The organism is Pseudomonas sp. P5_152 (assembly GCF_033989915.1).
Lineage (GTDB): Bacteria > Pseudomonadota > Gammaproteobacteria > Pseudomonadales > Pseudomonadaceae > Aquipseudomonas.
Map to the genome: position 1 here is coordinate 3143773 of NZ_JASFAH010000002.1, position 16228 is coordinate 3160000.

The following is a 16228-nucleotide window of genomic DNA, read 5'->3' on the forward strand; positions in this document are numbered from 1 at the left end:
GATGTGTTAAACCACGCCGCCAGCGGCTTCAAAACTCGAAGTCTAGCTGGCGGCGCGGTGAGTTGATGCTCTTATAGAGTGCTGAACAGCGGAAATATCCCCATCAGCAACGCAGCGAACATTATGCACAGGCAAACCAGAACTGCCCACTTGAGGGTGAAGCGCTGGTGATCGCCGAACTCGATCCCGGCCAGCGCCACCAGCAGGTAGGTCGATGGAACCAGCGGACTGAGCAGGTGCACGGGTTGGCCAACGATCGAGGCGCGGGCCATTTCCACGGCGGTGATGCCGTAGTGGCTGGCGGCCTCGGCAAGAACCGGTAACACGCCATAGTAAAATGCATCGTTGGACATGAAGAAGGTGAACGGCATGCTCACCAGGGCTGTGATCACGGCCAGGTAAGGGCCGAGGAAGTCCGGGATCACTGCCAGCAGGCTTTTCGACATCGCGTCGACCATGCCGGTACCGGTCAGGATGCCGGTGAAGATACCCGCGGCGAAAATCAGCCCGACGACTGCCAGCACACTGCCGGCGTGAGCCGCGACGCGGTCTTTCTGCTGTTGCAGGCATGGGTAGTTGACGATCATGGCGATGCTGAACGCGACCATGAACAGCACCGGCAGTGGCAGCAGGCCGGCGATCAAGGCACACATCAGGCCCAGGGTCAGGGCGCCGTTGAACCAGATCAGCTTCGGCCGACGGGCATCCGGGAACTGTGACACGCTGATTTCGCTGTGGTCGATTTCATCGCCGATCAAATGCAGTTCACCCAGGCGCGCGCGCTCACGTTTACCGTACATGTAGGCAATCGCCAGGATCGCCACCACACCGGCGAGCATCGCCGGGATCATCGGCACAAAAATATCCGACGGGTCGACGTGCAGTGCACTGGCGGCGCGTGCGGTCGGACCGCCCCAGGGGGTCATGTTCATCACGCCACCGGCCAGGATGATCAGGCCGGCCATGATGCGCGGGCTCATGCCGATGCGGCTGTACAGCGGCAGCATGGCGGCCACGCAGATCATGTAGGTGGTGGCGCCGTCACCGTCCAGGGACACCACCAGGGCCAGCACCGCGGTGCCGACGGATACTTTCAGCGGGTCACCCTTGACCAGCTTGAGGATCTTGCGCACGGCCGGGTCGAACAGGCCGGAGTCGATCATCAGGGCGAAATAGAGGATGGCGAACATCAGCATCACCCCGGTCGGGGCCAGCTTGGTGATGCCTTCGAGCATCATTGGGCCGATTTTCGGCGCAAAACCGCCAAACAGGGCGAACAGGATCGGCACGATGATCAGGGCGATCAGCGCCGACAGGCGCTTGGTCATGATCAGGTACATGAACGTGATGACCATGGCAAAGCCAAGGAAAGTCAGCATGGGAATACTCCAGACGTAGCGCGACTAGGGAATGGCGGACCGGTTGGGGGTCAGCGCAGAACGGGAAGCACGAGGCGTACGAAGGGAGTCGGGGCGAACAGGCGGGTGCGAGCGGACATCAGAATCACCATTGTTGTTGTTAATTGGGCCGGGCGAACGTTGCGGATTTCGCGTTGGCCAACCGGTCTTTTGCCGGCAGTGGGGGCGATCCTAATCGGCAAACCTTTCAGCTACCTTTCGCCAGACAAACACCGGACGAGATGTGCAAGCGCGCCTGGCGAGGCTTAAAGTGCTGGGCAGTGCCCCGGATTGATGGGGTGCAGTTGGGGATCAGGAGGGTCGGCATGAGCGAACTTCACACCGGCGGCTGCCATTGCGGGCAGCTGCGTTATCAATTCAGCGGGCCGTTGCAGGACATCGCCCATTGCCACTGCTCGATTTGCCGGCGGGTCAGTGGCGGCCTGGTGACCACCTGGATCACCCTGCCCCGTTCAGCCTTCCAGTGGCTGGCGGGCACCCCGGCGCAGTACGACTCTTCGGCCAGCTGTGTGCGCTACTTCTGTGGCCATTGTGGTGCCCAACTGGCATTGATTACGCACCTGAGCCCGGACAGCATCGATGTGACCATTGCCACCCTGGATCACCCGGAGCGGGCGCCTGCCGAACGGCATATCTGGACCGACAGTCGATTGCCTTGGCTGCACCTGGACGAACACCTCCCCGAAGAACCGGAAGAAACCCTGTAGCAGCTGTCGAGCCTGCGAGGCTGCGTCAACGGCCGCAGGACGTTCGTAATGCCCAGCGCAGGCTACCTTGCACCTGGGGCTCAGGGCAGTTCCAGGCCGCCTGCCGCCTTGTGCAGTGCCCGCAGGTGTTCACCCAATTGCTTGACGTTGGCTTCGTTGGCGGCGATCTCCGCTGCCCGGGCCGGCTCCAGCAGGGCGCGGGCCTCTTTGTCGAGGTCGCCGGTCAAGGCTTGCAGTATCTTCTGGCGGCTGCTGCTTTCAGCTTCCAGGCGTTGCCATTCGTTGGCTTGCGGCAACCCGTAGCCACCCTCGTCGAGCAACTCCGCCGGGCGACTGAGGAAGCCGCTGTTGGCGAGGATCTGCTGCAGGGTCTTGTTGGCCCGGTCCATACCGCCATTCTCCAGCTCCCGCGCATCGAGGTAGCGTTGCTTGACTTCGTTCTGGGCCAGCAGCAACTGCTGGCGGAAGCTCGCCTGCTCCAGCAACAGCAAGGCGGCGCTGGTGCGCAGGTCGGCCTGGCCGAACCATTGACGACGATCGGCAGCGCTTGCAGTCAACCAGTCTTCGACCTTGTCCTGCTTGATCGGCAGGTGCTTTTTCAGCACCTCGAACATGGCTTGATAGCGGTCGCGGAATGAATCGAAGCGATAACCCAGGCGCAAGGCCTCACGTTGATCGTCGAGCACGCTGGTGTCGGCCAGGCCGCGGGCCTTGAGCACTTCCAGCAGGCCGTTGGGCATGATGCTGTCCAGGCCGACCAGTTGCGGATTGTTGCTACCACTGCGCAACAGTTTCAGGCTCTCTACGGCGCAGTTGTTGGACAGGAAGAAGTAATTACCGTCGTAGCTCCAGTGCATCTCGGCAGCGTGCTCCACCACTTCGTCGATTTCGCTGCGCGACAGGGTCAGCGGGACGGACGCCAGGCTACGCAATTCGGTCTTGGTGTACTCGTCGATGACTTGTGCCAGGGGCAGCACAAATAGCCGCGAGGGGTACTTGCCGACCAGGCCATCCCAACTCGACAGCTGTACGTCACCGACGAAGGCGCGGTAGGACAGCACCAGGGAATATTCCAGATCCAGCCGGCAATCCGGTCCACGCGGGCGCCCGGGTGCACAGATCACCAGGCGCAACATGCTGTGGCCCCAGCGGCTGACGAGGTTCTGGTTCGCTTCGGCGAGCAGGTAATCGACGGCGTAGACCCGCTCCGGATCGACCTGCCCCAGCGGCTGTTTGCCAAAGTCGTTGCCGGCATTGAGAAAGGCGAAAGACGTGGCGCAGTTGTCCTTGGCCGCTGGTGCCCAGCCAAAGTGCTCCTGGTAATAGCGGTACAGCGCCGGACGGCGGCAGGCGTAGCTCGGGTCGAGGAGGAAGTACTCCATGTTGACCGCGACGAACTCCTTGGGGCTGCTGGTTTCGTACAGGTCCGGGCTGCGTGCGATCTGGCGGTTGTGCTGTTCACGTTCCCCGCGCCGGCCCACGTACTGCTGCCAGCCGGCCAGGTCCAGCAGGCGTGGGTCATCGCTGAGGGTGAAGCGCCGGTCGTTCTGGCCGCGGCATTGATCGGGCATGCCGATCAGGCCCGAACTGTTGTGCTGCCGGGTACAGCGCTGGATCAGCAGGCGTTCGGGGCCGGGCCATAAACGCGCACGGTCGTAGATGTGGGTCAGTTCGTGCAGCACCGTGGCCAGCATCTCGCGGCGTACGGTGCCGTGGGGACGATGGGTCTTTTTAGTGGCAGCGCTACCGTCCGTCAAGCCAGGTAGCAGCTTGCGGTTGAGGTCGAGTTCGGACACCAGGGAGGCCTGGCCGTAGGCGTTGGCCGGCATGTTGTCGGTCCAGCCGACATTGATCCGTCGGTCCAGTTGCTCGACGAAGTGCGGCGGCAGCGCCTGCATCGCCTCGTCCAGCAAGGCCTGGCTGGCCTGCTGTTCTGCCGGGCTCAAGCCTTCGGTCTTGAGGTGCAGTTGCAGGCCGGCCTGGGCCGTTGTGCCAAACAGCAGCGCGGCAGCGGTCAGCAGCCCGGTGACGAACGACCTCACAGTGCGAGGATGGCTTCGGCGAGTACCTGGTCACTGGCGTCGCGGGCTTCCGGCACGCGGGTGCGCAAGGTGTCGAAGGCTGCTTCCAGGTGCGCGCCACGAATATCGCCATTGCTGGCAACGAAACTTGCCGCGTCGTCGTGGGCATCGCGTACGACTTTCGAGTCGCGGATGGACGTCGTCGTGTCCGAGGTGAAATCGAGGGTGCGCTGGGAGGCACGGATAATGATGTTACTGGTGGCTACCAGGGTTTGGGCCTGGGCCATGTCGGCCAACAACAATAGGCCGAGGGTGGCAGCAATCAGCGGGCTACGCATGGAACGACTCCGGAAGAACGTGGGATAACTATTGGACGAGAATTGCCTGTGCCAGTTCAAGATCACTTGCATGAAGTTTTGCCCGGTTCTGGTGCAGGTAAACCAGGGCCGACTCCAGGCGCGCTCCTCGCAGTTGGCCATTGCTGGCAACAAAGGCTGCCGCATCATCGTGCGCGGCGCGCAGCAGTTTATGGTCGAAGGGGGCGCAGGTCACCATGCTTGTGGCATAGGCGGTGACGACCAGGTTCTGCGTGGTCAGGTCCAGGGCATGGGCCGAGGTGATCCAGCAGGCGATGAATGTGGCGGGGACGAACAGTGCTTTTGAAAGAAAATCCATGGGACCGGACAGCTGGAAACCAGCCCCAAGGCTAGCGCAATGCCCGGCCCAGAGCCAGGCCTTGGCAAACGGGGCAGCTCAGGCCACCCCGTCCGGAGCCTGCAATCAGATGGTCAGGATAGCCTGAGCCAGTTGGGCGTCAGTTGCGCTCAACTGTGGAACCTGCTTGCGGATGTGCTCCAGGGCACTTTCCAGGCGAACGCCGCGGATGGCACCTTCGCTGGCGACGAAGCTGGCCGCGTCATCACGGGCTGCGCGCACGATCTTGTCGTCTTTGAACGAAGAAGTGACGTCGGAGGTGGCGTCGGAAGTGGCTTTGAGTGCGCCGACTACAGCGTCCGTGGTGACGATGAAGCTGGTGGCGTGCGAATTGGCAGCCACGGCCAGCAGGGCTGCAGCGCTGAGCAGACGAAGACGGGACATGGGGTAACTCCTGTTAAGAACAAAAAAGAGGCGTTGGAAAACGCCAGACAACCACCGCGAGCCGCACGGTGCCTGAACAATCAGACGCGTACCGCGCAGTGTTCGCCACGTTGTATCTGGATATTAGGCGCATGTTCAGGGGTTCGAACAGTCCTGTCTTCCTTTTGCCGTCCACTATTGCCAGAAGGAGCGCTCCAGTTCGGCCATGCGGTCTGCGTGGCTGATACCGATATCGGACAGTTGCTGGTCATTGAGCTGGGCCAGCAAGTGGCGGGTACGCGCCCGTTCCCGGCATTGGCCTGTGGCCCTGATCAACCTTGTCAACAGCCCCAGCAGGCCGCGCCGTGGGCGGTGCGATAGGGATATCTCGAGTGAAGTGTCCATGCTCAATTCCTCGCGCGAAGGCTGAAAGTACAGCCTTGGGAGATCATGTTGAACCCTTGCGGTTCAGCGGGTCAGTGACACTGGGGTTAAATTGTACTGGTGCAATTTTATATTTATTGCAACTGTACCTATCTTGCGCAGTACCTTCTGTACCAGCGTTTTTTTTGCCCTGAAACGACAAGACCCGTCGCGGTTTCCCGCGACGGGTCTTGTGTGTGCAATTCAGAGTGCTGGCGGTGGACCCCGGAAGGTCAGGGCCAGCGACGCTAACTTAGCGCCAGAACGGCTTGCTCAGCTCTTCGTAGCGTTGCGCTTCGCTAATCCCTGCGTCAGCCAGCAGACGCGAATCCAGGCGAGCCAGTTGGTGGCGGCTGGAGATGCGGCGCTGCCACAGCATCAGGTTGGCGAGAACGCGAAGAGGCATGGAAGCCTGGGTTTTTACAGCGTTGTCTTCGAAGAACAGTTCGGAACTGAGTGTACGTTCCATGGTGACATCCTTCCGCTTGTGGCGGGATTAGGTAGTGGTTTAACTGGTGCCCATGATCCTCTCGTTTGGCCAGTCTCTGTAGATACAGTTCACCTGTATTGTGAGAGACCAGTTAACTGTTAAAGGGTGGTGTACTGGTCTAAATTGAGGCAACTGTACCTATATGCACGTTTATGGTGCGTTTTGTAGGTTTTAGTCGGAAAAGGTAGGCTTTTTACCTAGGAAAAGACCGGTACAGCAGTACAGTTTTTGTCAGCTATTGGGTAAAAGATAGCGGGCCGGCAAAAAAGTGTTTTCGCCGGCCGCCATCTGTACCAATCACACGGCGAGCATGCGCCCGATTTCTTCCAGGTTCATGTGCCAACTGAGGGCTTCGCGCAGGATGTGCGGGGTGTGGCCGCCGATGGCACAGGCCTTCTCGAAGTACTCATTGAGCGCTTCGCGGTAGTCCGGGTGCACACAGTTGTCGATAACCACCCGGGCGCGTTCCCGAGGGGCCAGGCCGCGCAAGTCGGCAAGGCCGATCTCGGTCACCAGGATGTCGACGTCGTGCTCGGTGTGGTCAACGTGGCTGACCATTGGCACGACACTGGAAATCGCGCCGCCCTTGGCAATCGACTTGGTGACGAAGATCGCCAGGTGGGCGTTGCGGGCAAAGTCACCCGAGCCGCCAATGCCGTTCATCATCCGCGTGCCGCAGACGTGGGTGGAGTTGACGTTGCCGTACAGGTCGAACTCCAGCGCGGTGTTGATGCCGATGATGCCCAGGCGACGCACCACTTCAGGGTGGTTGGAGATTTCCTGCGGGCGCAGTACCAGTTTGTCCTTGTAGCGCTCCAGATTGCCAAATACATCGGCATTGCGCCGTTGCGACAGGGTGATCGAGCTGCCCGAGGCAAAGCTCAGCTTGCCGGCGTCGATCAGGTCGAAGGTCGAGTCCTGCAGCACTTCGGAGTACATGGTCAGGTCTTCGAACGGCGAATCGATCAACCCGCACATCACCGAGTTGGCGATGCTCCCTATGCCAGCCTGGAGCGGGCCCAGTTTGTTGGTCATGCGGCCGGCGTCCACTTCCTGCTTGAAGAAGTTGATCAGGTGGTCGGCGATGGCCTGGGTCTCGTTATCCGGTGGCAGCACCGTGGATGGCGAGTCCGACTGGTTGGTGATGACGATAGCGACGATCTTTTCCGGTGGAATCGGGATCGCGGTGCTGCCGATGCGATCGTCGACCTGGGTCAGCGGGATCGGCGTGCGGGTCGGACGGTAGGTCGGGATATAGATGTCGTGCAGACCTTCCAGGTTCGGGTTGTGCGCCAGGTTGATCTCGACGATCACCTGTTTGGCGAAAATCGCGAAGCTGGCGGAGTTGCCGACCGAGGTAGTCGGCACGATGTGGCCTTGTTCGGTGATGGCCACGGCTTCAATGACTGCGATGTCCGGCAGCTTCAGTTGCTGGTTGCGCAACTGCTCCACGGTTTCCGACAGGTGCTGGTCGATGAACATCACTTCGCCGGCGTTGATCGCCTTGCGCAGGGTGCTATCGACCTGGAATGGCATGCGGCGGGCCAGGACGCCCGCTTCGGTCAATTGTTTGTCGAGGTCGTTGCCCAGGCTGGCGCCGGTCATCAGGCTGATCTTCAGCGGCGTGACCTTGGCGCGCTCGGCCAGTGCGTGGGGCACGGCCTTGGCTTCGCCGGCGCGGGTGAAGCCGCTCATGCCGACGGTCATGCCGTCCTCAATCAGAGCGGCAGCCTCGGCGGCGCTCATCACCTTATCCAACAACGAAGGCAAGCGAATACGGTCACGGTACATGGATTATTATCTCGGGCAACGGAAGCAAGATGCGCAGTCTAGTGATTTCGAAAACATTCGTCCCGCTACCATGGTCGAATGCAGGCCCCTGATTTAGAGCCTTTGGTCGGGTAATCGAGGCCAATAAAAAACCCCAGCCTACGGGAGGCTGGGGTTTTTGGTATTGCCGTGGAGCAGTGTTTATTCGACTGCCTTGACCATATCTTCGATGACTTTCTTGGCGTCGCCAAAGACCATCATGGTCTTGTCCAGGTAGAACAGCTCGTTATCCAGGCCGGCATAACCGCTGGCCATCGAGCGCTTGTTGACGATGATGGTCTTGGCCTTGAAGGCCTCCAGAATCGGCATGCCGGCGATCGGCGACTTCGGATCGTTCTTCGCCGCCGGGTTGACCACGTCGTTGGCGCCGAGCACCAGTACCACGTCGGCCTGGCCGAACTCGGAGTTGATGTCTTCCATCTCGAACACCTGGTCGTACGGTACTTCGGCCTCGGCCAGCAGGACGTTCATGTGCCCAGGCATGCGCCCCGCCACCGGGTGGATCGCGTATTTCACGGTCACGCCGCGATGGGTCAGCTTCTCGGTCAGCTCCTTCAATGCGTGCTGCGCCCGTGCCACCGCCAGGCCGTAGCCCGGAACAATGATTACGGTATCGGCGTTGGTCAGCAGGAAGGTGGCGTCGTCAGCCGAACCGGATTTCACCGGACGCGCTTCCGCCGAACCGGCAGGACCTGCAGCGTCTGCGGTGTTGCCGAAGCCACCCAGCAGGACGTTGAAGAACGAACGGTTCATCGCCTTGCACATGATGTACGAGAGGATTGCACCGCTGGAGCCCACCAGGGAGCCGGCGATGATCAGCATCGAGTTGTTCAGCGAGAAGCCGATACCCGCCGCAGCCCAACCGGAATAGCTGTTAAGCATCGACACCACTACCGGCATGTCGGCGCCACCGATCGGGATGATGATCAGCACGCCCAGCACAAAGGCCAGGGCCAGCATCAGGGCAAACGCACCCAGGTTGCCGGTCAGCATGAAAGTGATGCCCAGGCCCAAGGTGGCCAGGCCCAGCACCAGGTTGATCTTGTGCTGACCGCTGAACTGTACTGGTGCGCCCTGGAACAGACGGAACTTGTACTTGCCCGAGAGCTTGCCGAAAGCGATCACCGAGCCGGAGAAGGTGATGGCACCGATGGCTGCACCGAGGAACAACTCCAGGCGGTTACCGGCCGGAATCGCGTCTCCCAACTGCTTGACGATGCCCAGCGACTGCGGCTCGACCACCGCGGCGATGGCAATGAATACCGCGGCCAGGCCGATCATGCTGTGCATGAAGGCGACCAGCTCTGGCATCTTGGTCATTTCAACCCGTTTGGCCATGATCGAACCGGCGGTGCCGCCGACCAGCAGGCCAACGATCACGTAGCCGATACCAGCGGTGGCCAGCTCGGCCCCAAGCTTATAGATGAGGCCGACGGTGGTGAGGATGGCCAGCGCCATGCCGAGCATGCCGAACAGGTTGCCGCGCCGCGAGGTGGTCGGGTGCGACAGGCCTTTGAGGGCCTGGATGAAGCAGATCGACGCGATCAAGTAGAGCGTCGTTACGAGGTTCATGCTCATTACTTGGGCGCCTCTTCTTTTACGGCTTTCGGGGCTTTTTTCTTGAACATCTCAAGCATGCGACGGGTGACCAGGAAGCCACCGAACACGTTCACCGCCGCCAGTGCGACGGCCAGGGTGCCCATGGTCTTGCCCAGCGGGGTCACGGTCAGCGCGGCCGCGAGCATGGCGCCGACGATCACGATTGCCGAGATCGCGTTGGTCACCGCCATCAAGGGGGTGTGCAGTGCGGGTGTAACGTTCCAGACCACGTGGTAACCGACATAAATCGCCAGCACGAAGATGATCAGGTTGTAGATACCGGGGGAGATAAGCTCTTCCATCGTCTGAATCCCTGCTTAGGCGTTTTTGCGGATGACTTGGCCGTCGCGGCACATCAGGCACGCGGCGACGATGTCGTCTTCGAGGTTGATCTCGAACTGGCCTTCCTTGGTGAAGACCAGCTTGAGGAAGTCCAGCAGGTTGCGCGCATACAGCGCCGAGGCATCTGCGCCGACCTGGGCTGCCAGGTTGGTCGGGCCGGCGATGGTCACGCCGTGCGCGACGATCACCTGGTCCGCGACGGTCAGTGGGCAGTTACCGCCCTGTGCCGCCGCCAGGTCGATGACCACCGAGCCCGGTTTCATCTGGGCGACAGTCTCGGCGCTCAGCAGTACCGGGGCCTTGCGGCCAGGAATCAGGGCCGTGGTGATGACAATGTCGGCTTGCTTGGCGCGCTCGTGCACGGCCAGGGCCTGGCGTTGCATCCAGCTGGCCGGCATCGGCCGTGCGTAACCGCCGACGCCAACTGCGCATTCACGCTCTTCGTCGGTTTCATAAGGAACGTCGACGAACTTGGCGCCCAGGGATTCGATCTGCTCTTTCACTGCAGGACGGACGTCGGAGGCTTCGATCACCGCACCCAGGCGTTTCGCCGTAGCGATGGCCTGCAGGCCCGCCACGCCAGCGCCGAGAATCAGCACGCGAGCAGCCTTTACCGTGCCTGCGGCGGTCATCAGCATCGGCATGAAGCGCGGATAGTGATGAGCGGCCAGCAGCACGGCCTTATAGCCGGCAATGTTGGCTTGCGAGGAGAGCACATCAAGGCTTTGCGCGCGGGAGGTACGCGGCGCGGCTTCCAGGGAGAACGCGGTAATGCCACGCTCGGCCAGTTTGGCAATGGTTTCATTGCTGAACGGGTTGAGCATGCCTACCAGCACGGTTCCACTTTTGATCAGGCTCAGTTCGCTGTCGCTGGGGGCGACAACCTTGAGGATCAGCTCTGCGCCAAATGCATCGTTGGCACTGCCAATCACTGCACCCGCCGCTTCATAAGCACTGTCGACAACGCTGGCGCTGATGCCGGCGCCGCTTTGCACAGTGACTTTATGACCCTGGCCGATCAGCTTCTTGATGGTTTCCGGGGTTGCAGCAACCCGCGTTTCACCGGTCTGGGTTTCGAGAGGAACACCAATGTGCACGTCAAATCTCCTGCTTGATCTTATTGCTTTCGATCTTTCTTAGAAGGCCAGCGCACTGCGGAGGGTGCGGCTGGGGCGGCCGATCAGCACGACCCCGCTGTATTTCGGGCGGGGCGCGGCATTTTGCAGGCGAACTTTGTGCCCTTCAAGGGATTATGACGGGTGACGGAAAATTAACTACAAGTCACCCCGTGACCGAATGTCGCAACCAGGCGGGTTAATCCCTTGTAGGCCGTGACTTGCAAGGACTCTGGCGAAAATTTGGGGATTTGCTCATCGGCTGCATGAATGTTGCACCATGGTCCTGATTTAAGGCGCGAAAGCCACGCCGTTAGGCGGCTGTGGGACGATTGTGCAGGTATTCCGTACAGTCTGCTTAAATGCGACAAATAGTTATATCTGTAGGGCTTTAAATTTGCTGACTACGAGGTCAGCTAATGCCTGTAGGCCCCTGTCCCTCTACGCTGTAGCTATGTGCCTGATGAATCAGCCAGTCGCGAAATGCGCGTAAAGACGCGGATTCGACCTTTCGGTCAGGAATCATCAGGTAATAGGCCTTGATACTCGACAGGGCCTGGGGGTTGGCAATCACCAGCCTTTTCTCCGCCAGTTCGCGCTGGATCAGGAATGGCGGGATCAGGGCAATGCCCATGTCATGCATTGCCGCCTGGGCGAGCATGGAGAATAGCTCGTAACGGGGACCTGTCATGTCCCGGGGGATATTCAGGTTCTGGGAGTTGAACCACTGGCGCCAGGCGTACGGGCGTGTGGTCTGTTGCAGCAGGGGCAAGTCGGCAATCTGCTCGGCGCTGAGCTGCATGAACTGGCCGCGTAAGGCCGGACTGCACACCGGCATCGGGTTTTCGCCCATCAGCCTGTGGGATTCGGTACCGGACCAGTCGGCGTCGCCGAAGTAGATCGCGGCGTCGAAGTCGGTGTCGGCAAACAAGAAGGGCCGTGTGCGGTTGGTCAGGTTGACCGTTACTTCCGGGTGCTGCTCCTGGAAGTCTTTGAGTCGCGGCAGCAGCCATTGGGTGCCAAACGTCGGCACGACCGCCAGTTCGATCACGTTGGCGCCCTTCTGGCCCATCACTGACAGGGTGTCGCGTTCAACCGCGTCCAATTGGGTTGCCACCCGGCGACTGTAAGACAGGCCGGCTTCGGTGAGTTTTACGCCGCGCCGTGAGCGTCGGAACAGTTCGACACTGAGAAACTCCTCCAGGCTGGCGATCTGTCGGCATATCGCGCCCTGGGTCAGCGAAAGCTCCAGGGCGGCCTTGGTAAAACTCTCGTGGCGGGCGGCGGCTTCGAAGCTGATCAGGGCGGCGGTGCTGGGGATCTTCCTGCGCATGTACGGCAACCTCACTAATGATTCTCGTGTATGCCGTTTTGGGCAATTACGGAGTGAGAAATTAGCACAACAGCATGCAAAATCCTCGTTTGCCCATTCCGTGAGCGACGCCTAGGATCAGTCCACGATATTTGACCTACTTCGCGAGGACACGCTCATGGGCGGTAAAGCTAGCTTCAACTGGATCGATCCCCTGCTGCTGGATCAACAGCTCACTGAAGAGGAGCGCATGGTGCGCGACAGCGCAGCGCAGTTTGCCCAGGACAAGCTGGCTCCGCGCATCCTCGAAGCCTTCCGCCATGAAAAGACCGACCCGGCGATCTTCCGCGAAATGGGCGAGATCGGCCTGCTGGGTGCGACCATTCCCGAGCAGTACGGCGGCAGCGGCCTGAATTATGTCTGCTACGGGCTGATTGCCCGCGAGGTCGAGCGTGTCGACTCCGGCTATCGCTCGATGATGAGTGTGCAGTCCTCCCTGGTCATGGTGCCGATCAACGAGTTCGGGACTGAGGCGCAGAAACAAAAGTACCTGCCGAAACTTGCGTCCGGTGAGTGGATTGGTTGCTTCGGTCTGACCGAGCCGAACCATGGTTCCGACCCGGGTTCGATGATTACTCGTGCACGCAAGGTGGAAGGCGGCTACAGCCTGACCGGCAGCAAGATGTGGATCACCAACAGCCCGATCGCCGACGTATTCGTGGTCTGGGGCAAGGATGATGCTGGCGATATCCGCGGCTTCGTCCTCGAGAAAGGCTGGAAAGGCCTGAGCGCCCCGGCTATTCACGGCAAGGTCGGCTTGCGTGCCTCCATCACCGGCGAAATCGTGATGGACAACGTATTTGTTCCAGAAGAGAACATCTTCCCGGACGTGCGTGGCCTGAAAGGTCCGTTCACTTGCCTCAACTCCGCCCGCTATGGCATCTCCTGGGGTGCACTGGGTGCTGCCGAGTTCTGCTGGCACACCGCGCGCCAATACACCCTGGACCGCCAGCAGTTCGGCCGTCCCCTGGCGGCGACCCAGTTGATCCAGAAAAAACTGGCGGACATGCAGACCGAAATCACCCTGGCGCTGCAAAGTTGCCTGCGTCTTGGCCGCATGAAGGATGAAGGCACGGCGGCGGTGGAAATCACCTCGATGATGAAGCGCAACTCCTGCGGCAAGTCCCTGGATATCGTGCGCATGGCTCGCGACATGCTCGGCGGTAACGGCATCTCCGACGAGTTCGGTGTGGCGCGTCACCTGGTCAACCTCGAGGTGGTCAACACCTACGAAGGTACTCACGACGTTCACGCGCTGATTCTCGGCCGTGCACAGACCGGTCTCCAGGCGTTCTACTGACAGGAGAGCGGCCATGGGTGCGCTATCGCATTTGCGGGTACTGGATTTATCGCGCGTATTGGCCGGTCCCTGGGCTGGCCAGATCCTGGCGGACCTGGGGGCTGAGGTCATCAAGGTCGAGCGTCCGGGCAACGGCGATGACACGCGCGCCTGGGGGCCGCCCTTCCTGAAGGACGCCTACGGCGAGAACACCAGTGAGGCGGCCTACTACCTTTCGGCCAACCGCAACAAGCAATCGGTGACCATCGACTTCACCCGGCCTGAGGGGCAGCGCCTGGTGCGCGAGCTGGCTGCCAAGTCCGACATCCTCATCGAGAACTTCAAGGTTGGGGGGCTGGCGGCTTATGGCTTGGACTATGAGACGCTCAAGGCGATCAATCCTGATTTGATCTACTGCTCGATCACTGGGTTCGGCCAGACCGGACCCTACGCCAAGCGTGCAGGTTATGACTTCATGATTCAGGGCCTGGGGGGCTTGATGAGCCTGACCGGCCGCCCTGAAGGTGATGAAGGTGCCGGGCCGGTCAAGGTGGGTGTGGCGCTGACGGATATTCTGACCGGGCTCTACTCCACTGTTGCGATCCTGGCAGCTTTGGCGCATCGGGATCATGACGGTGGTGGACAGCACATTGATATGGCGCTGCTGGATGTCCAGGTCGCTTGCCTGGCCAACCAGGCCATGAACTACCTGACGACTGGGGTTGCTCCCAAGCGGTTGGGCAACGCTCACCCGAATATCGTGCCTTACCAGGACTTCCCGACGGCAGATGGCGACTTCATCCTGACGGTGGGCAATGACGGGCAGTTTCGCAAGTTTGCCGAAGTGGCAGGTCAGCCCCAGTGGGCAGACGATGCCAGGTTTGCCACCAACAAGCTGCGGGTGGCCAATCGCGCGGTGCTGATTCCGCTGATTCGTCAGGCCACGGTGTTCAAGACCACCGCCCAGTGGGTGGTTGAGTTGGAGCAGGCGGGTGTGCCCTGTGGGCCGATCAATGATCTGTCGCAGGTGTTTGCTGATCCGCAGGTCCAGGCGCGCGGGCTGGCGATAGAACTGCCCCATGCACTGGCGGGTAGGGTGCCGCAGGTCGCCAGCCCGATTCGCCTGTCCGAAACACCGGTGGAGTACCACAGCGCTCCGCCGCTGTTGGGCGAACACACGCTGGAGGTCTTGCAGCGTGTGCTGGGTCTGGATGCTGCTGCAGTTGCCGCCTTCAAGGAATCTGGTGTGCTCTAGGCGTCCCTTCTATATAGAAGCGGTTTTGCCCTTGCTTATATAGAAGGCGCAGTACCGCCTTTTTTGGCTTTGCGTAACTCATTGATAGAAAAGCCAAATTAAAGGTTGACGGCAGATCTCAGGTGTCTATAATTCGCCCCACTTCCGGCGCAGTCGAAACGGAAAACTCCTTGGCAAACAATGAGTTACGCAGTTTTCGGCAGCAGGTTGCTTCAGCTCATCGAAGCACGAAAGGAGTTGAAAAAGAGGTGTTGACAGCAGCGTGTAACGCTGTAGAATTCGCCTCCCGCTACCGAGTGATCGGAAGCGCAAGTGGTTGAAGTTGTTGAGGAAATCTTCAAAAACTTCTGAAAAATACCACTTGACAGCAAATGAGGCTGCTGTAGAATGCGCGCCTCGGTTGAGACGAAAGATCTTAACCAACCGCTCTTTAACAACTGAATCAAGCAATTCGTGTGGGTGCTTGTGCTGTCAGACTGATAGTCAAAAAGATTATCAGCATCACAAGTTACTCCGCGAGAAATCAAAGATGTAACCAACGATTGCTGAGCCAAGTTTAGGGTTTCTTAAAAACCCAAAGATGTTTGAACTGAAGAGTTTGATCATGGCTCAGATTGAACGCTGGCGGCAGGCCTAACACATGCAAGTCGAGCGGTAGAGAGAAGCTTGCTTCTCTTGAGAGCGGCGGACGGGTGAGTAATGCCTAGGAATCTGCCTGGTAGTGGGGGATAACGCTCGGAAACGGACGCTAATACCGCATACGTCCTACGGGAGAAAGCAGGGGACCTTCGGGCCTTGCGCTATCAGATGAGCCTAGGTCGGATTAGCTAGTTGGTGGGGTAATGGCTCACCAAGGCGACGATCCGTAACTGGTCTGAGAGGATGATCAGTCACACTGGAACTGAGACACGGTCCAGACTCCTACGGGAGGCAGCAGTGGGGAATATTGGACAATGGGCGAAAGCCTGATCCAGCCATGCCGCGTGTGTGAAGAAGGTCTTCGGATTGTAAAGCACTTTAAGTTGGGAGGAAGGGCAGTAACCTAATACGTTGCTGTCTTGACGTTACCGACAGAATAAGCACCGGCTAACTCTGTGCCAGCAGCCGCGGTAATACAGAGGGTGCAAGCGTTAATCGGAATTACTGGGCGTAAAGCGCGCGTAGGTGGTTTGTTAAGTTGGATGTGAAATCCCCGGGCTCAACCTGGGAACTGCATTCAAAACTGACAAGCTAGAGTATGGTAGAGGGTGGTGGAATTTCCTGTGTAGCGGTGAAATGCGTAGATATAGGAAGGAACACC

15 protein-coding genes and 1 rRNA gene (1 of these 16 cut by a window edge) are annotated in these 16228 nt (G+C 59.9%); 4 read left to right on the plus strand and 12 right to left on the minus strand.

Annotated features, from left to right (window positions below):
• Positions 1 to 71: 71 nt before the first annotated feature.
• Positions 72 to 1379 (minus strand): CitMHS family transporter, encoded by a 1308-nt coding sequence (locus QMK50_RS14475; protein WP_095165169.1) that lies wholly within the window; start codon positions 1377 to 1379, stop codon positions 72 to 74.
• Between the two features lie 344 nt (positions 1380 to 1723).
• Between QMK50_RS14475 and QMK50_RS14480 the strand changes: the two genes are divergently transcribed.
• A complete protein-coding gene (locus tag QMK50_RS14480) occupies positions 1724 to 2125 on the plus strand; it encodes a GFA family protein (RefSeq protein ID WP_159993012.1) in 402 nt (133 codons plus the stop codon).
• Positions 2126 to 2205: 80 nt separating this feature from the next.
• Here the strand turns inward: QMK50_RS14480 and QMK50_RS14485 are convergent, their stop codons facing one another.
• From QMK50_RS14485 to QMK50_RS14535, 11 genes are all read right to left on the minus strand, one after another.
• The gene (locus QMK50_RS14485) at positions 2206 to 4167 is read right to left on the minus strand and encodes a DUF4105 domain-containing protein (protein ID WP_320333362.1); all 1962 of its coding nucleotides are present in this window, start codon (positions 4165 to 4167) and stop codon (positions 2206 to 2208) included.
• Positions 4164 to 4484: a DUF2388 domain-containing protein gene (locus tag QMK50_RS14490; protein ID WP_095165173.1), complete on the minus strand. Its 321-nt coding sequence runs from the start codon at positions 4482 to 4484 to the stop codon at positions 4164 to 4166. Before QMK50_RS14490 ends, QMK50_RS14485 begins: the two co-directional genes overlap by 4 nt.
• A 28-nt stretch (positions 4485 to 4512) precedes the next feature.
• Positions 4513 to 4821, minus strand: a complete 309-nt coding sequence (locus QMK50_RS14495; protein WP_159993016.1) for a DUF2388 domain-containing protein — start codon at positions 4819 to 4821, stop codon at positions 4513 to 4515.
• 105 nt (positions 4822 to 4926) lie between these two features.
• Positions 4927 to 5244 (minus strand): DUF2388 domain-containing protein, encoded by a 318-nt coding sequence (locus QMK50_RS14500; RefSeq protein ID WP_166588979.1) that lies wholly within the window; start codon positions 5242 to 5244, stop codon positions 4927 to 4929.
• Between the two features lie 174 nt (positions 5245 to 5418).
• Positions 5419 to 5628 carry a DUF1127 domain-containing protein gene (locus QMK50_RS14505; protein WP_095165176.1) on the minus strand — a complete coding sequence of 70 codons (210 nt, stop codon included), beginning with the start codon at positions 5626 to 5628 and terminating at the stop codon, positions 5419 to 5421.
• Between the two features lie 271 nt (positions 5629 to 5899).
• Positions 5900 to 6115, minus strand: coding sequence for a DUF1127 domain-containing protein (locus QMK50_RS14510; protein ID WP_095110346.1), 216 nt, complete (start codon positions 6113 to 6115; stop codon positions 5900 to 5902).
• A gap of 318 nt (positions 6116 to 6433) precedes the next feature.
• Positions 6434 to 7927 (minus strand): acetyl-CoA hydrolase/transferase family protein, encoded by a 1494-nt coding sequence (locus QMK50_RS14515; protein ID WP_320333363.1) that lies wholly within the window; start codon positions 7925 to 7927, stop codon positions 6434 to 6436.
• Positions 7928 to 8107: 180 nt separating this feature from the next.
• Positions 8108 to 9544 carry an NAD(P)(+) transhydrogenase (Re/Si-specific) subunit beta gene (locus tag QMK50_RS14520; protein WP_095165178.1) on the minus strand — a complete coding sequence of 479 codons (1437 nt, stop codon included), beginning with the start codon at positions 9542 to 9544 and terminating at the stop codon, positions 8108 to 8110.
• On the minus strand, positions 9544 to 9867 hold the full coding sequence (locus QMK50_RS14525) for an NAD(P) transhydrogenase subunit alpha (RefSeq protein WP_003187010.1): 324 nt from the start codon (positions 9865 to 9867) through the stop codon (positions 9544 to 9546). Before QMK50_RS14525 ends, QMK50_RS14520 begins: the two co-directional genes overlap by 1 nt.
• Positions 9868 to 9882: 15 nt before the next feature.
• Positions 9883 to 11004 (minus strand): Re/Si-specific NAD(P)(+) transhydrogenase subunit alpha, encoded by a 1122-nt coding sequence (locus tag QMK50_RS14530; protein ID WP_095165179.1) that lies wholly within the window; start codon positions 11002 to 11004, stop codon positions 9883 to 9885.
• Between the two features lie 430 nt (positions 11005 to 11434).
• Positions 11435 to 12355 (minus strand): LysR family transcriptional regulator, encoded by a 921-nt coding sequence (locus QMK50_RS14535; RefSeq protein ID WP_159993022.1) that lies wholly within the window; start codon positions 12353 to 12355, stop codon positions 11435 to 11437.
• 157 nt (positions 12356 to 12512) lie between these two features.
• Between QMK50_RS14535 and QMK50_RS14540 the strand changes: the two genes are divergently transcribed.
• The 3 genes from QMK50_RS14540 to QMK50_RS14550 form a co-directional block, all read left to right on the plus strand.
• On the plus strand, positions 12513 to 13694 hold the full coding sequence (locus QMK50_RS14540) for an acyl-CoA dehydrogenase (protein ID WP_095165182.1): 1182 nt from the start codon (positions 12513 to 12515) through the stop codon (positions 13692 to 13694).
• Between the two features lie 13 nt (positions 13695 to 13707).
• Positions 13708 to 14928, plus strand: coding sequence for a CaiB/BaiF CoA transferase family protein (locus QMK50_RS14545; protein ID WP_159993024.1), 1221 nt, complete (start codon positions 13708 to 13710; stop codon positions 14926 to 14928).
• Between the two features lie 586 nt (positions 14929 to 15514).
• Positions 15515 to 16228, plus strand: a 16S ribosomal RNA gene (locus tag QMK50_RS14550) (it continues 823 nt past the right edge of the window).

What these genes read in the sequence shown, in the direction of transcription:
- QMK50_RS14480 (WP_159993012.1), top strand. Translation starts at nt 1,724, where the DNA reads ATGAGCGAACTTCACACCGGCGGCTGCCATTGCGGGCAGCTGCGTTAT.
- QMK50_RS14540 (WP_095165182.1), top strand. Translation starts at nt 12,513, where the DNA reads ATGGGCGGTAAAGCTAGCTTCAACTGGATCGATCCCCTGCTGCTGGAT.
- QMK50_RS14490 (WP_095165173.1), bottom strand. Translation starts at nt 4,484, where the DNA reads ATGCGTAGCCCGCTGATTGCTGCCACCCTCGGCCTATTGTTGTTGGCC.
- QMK50_RS14545 (WP_159993024.1), top strand. Translation starts at nt 13,708, where the DNA reads ATGGGTGCGCTATCGCATTTGCGGGTACTGGATTTATCGCGCGTATTG.
- QMK50_RS14475 (WP_095165169.1), bottom strand. Translation starts at nt 1,379, where the DNA reads ATGCTGACTTTCCTTGGCTTTGCCATGGTCATCACGTTCATGTACCTG.
- QMK50_RS14495 (WP_159993016.1), bottom strand. Translation starts at nt 4,821, where the DNA reads ATGGATTTTCTTTCAAAAGCACTGTTCGTCCCCGCCACATTCATCGCC.
- QMK50_RS14505 (WP_095165176.1), bottom strand. Translation starts at nt 5,628, where the DNA reads ATGGACACTTCACTCGAGATATCCCTATCGCACCGCCCACGGCGCGGC.
- QMK50_RS14515 (WP_320333363.1), bottom strand. Translation starts at nt 7,927, where the DNA reads ATGTACCGTGACCGTATTCGCTTGCCTTCGTTGTTGGATAAGGTGATG.
- QMK50_RS14500 (WP_166588979.1), bottom strand. Translation starts at nt 5,244, where the DNA reads ATGTCCCGTCTTCGTCTGCTCAGCGCTGCAGCCCTGCTGGCCGTGGCT.
- QMK50_RS14510 (WP_095110346.1), bottom strand. Translation starts at nt 6,115, where the DNA reads ATGGAACGTACACTCAGTTCCGAACTGTTCTTCGAAGACAACGCTGTA.
- QMK50_RS14520 (WP_095165178.1), bottom strand. Translation starts at nt 9,544, where the DNA reads ATGAGCATGAACCTCGTAACGACGCTCTACTTGATCGCGTCGATCTGC.
- QMK50_RS14525 (WP_003187010.1), bottom strand. Translation starts at nt 9,867, where the DNA reads ATGGAAGAGCTTATCTCCCCCGGTATCTACAACCTGATCATCTTCGTG.
- QMK50_RS14535 (WP_159993022.1), bottom strand. Translation starts at nt 12,355, where the DNA reads ATGCGCAGGAAGATCCCCAGCACCGCCGCCCTGATCAGCTTCGAAGCC.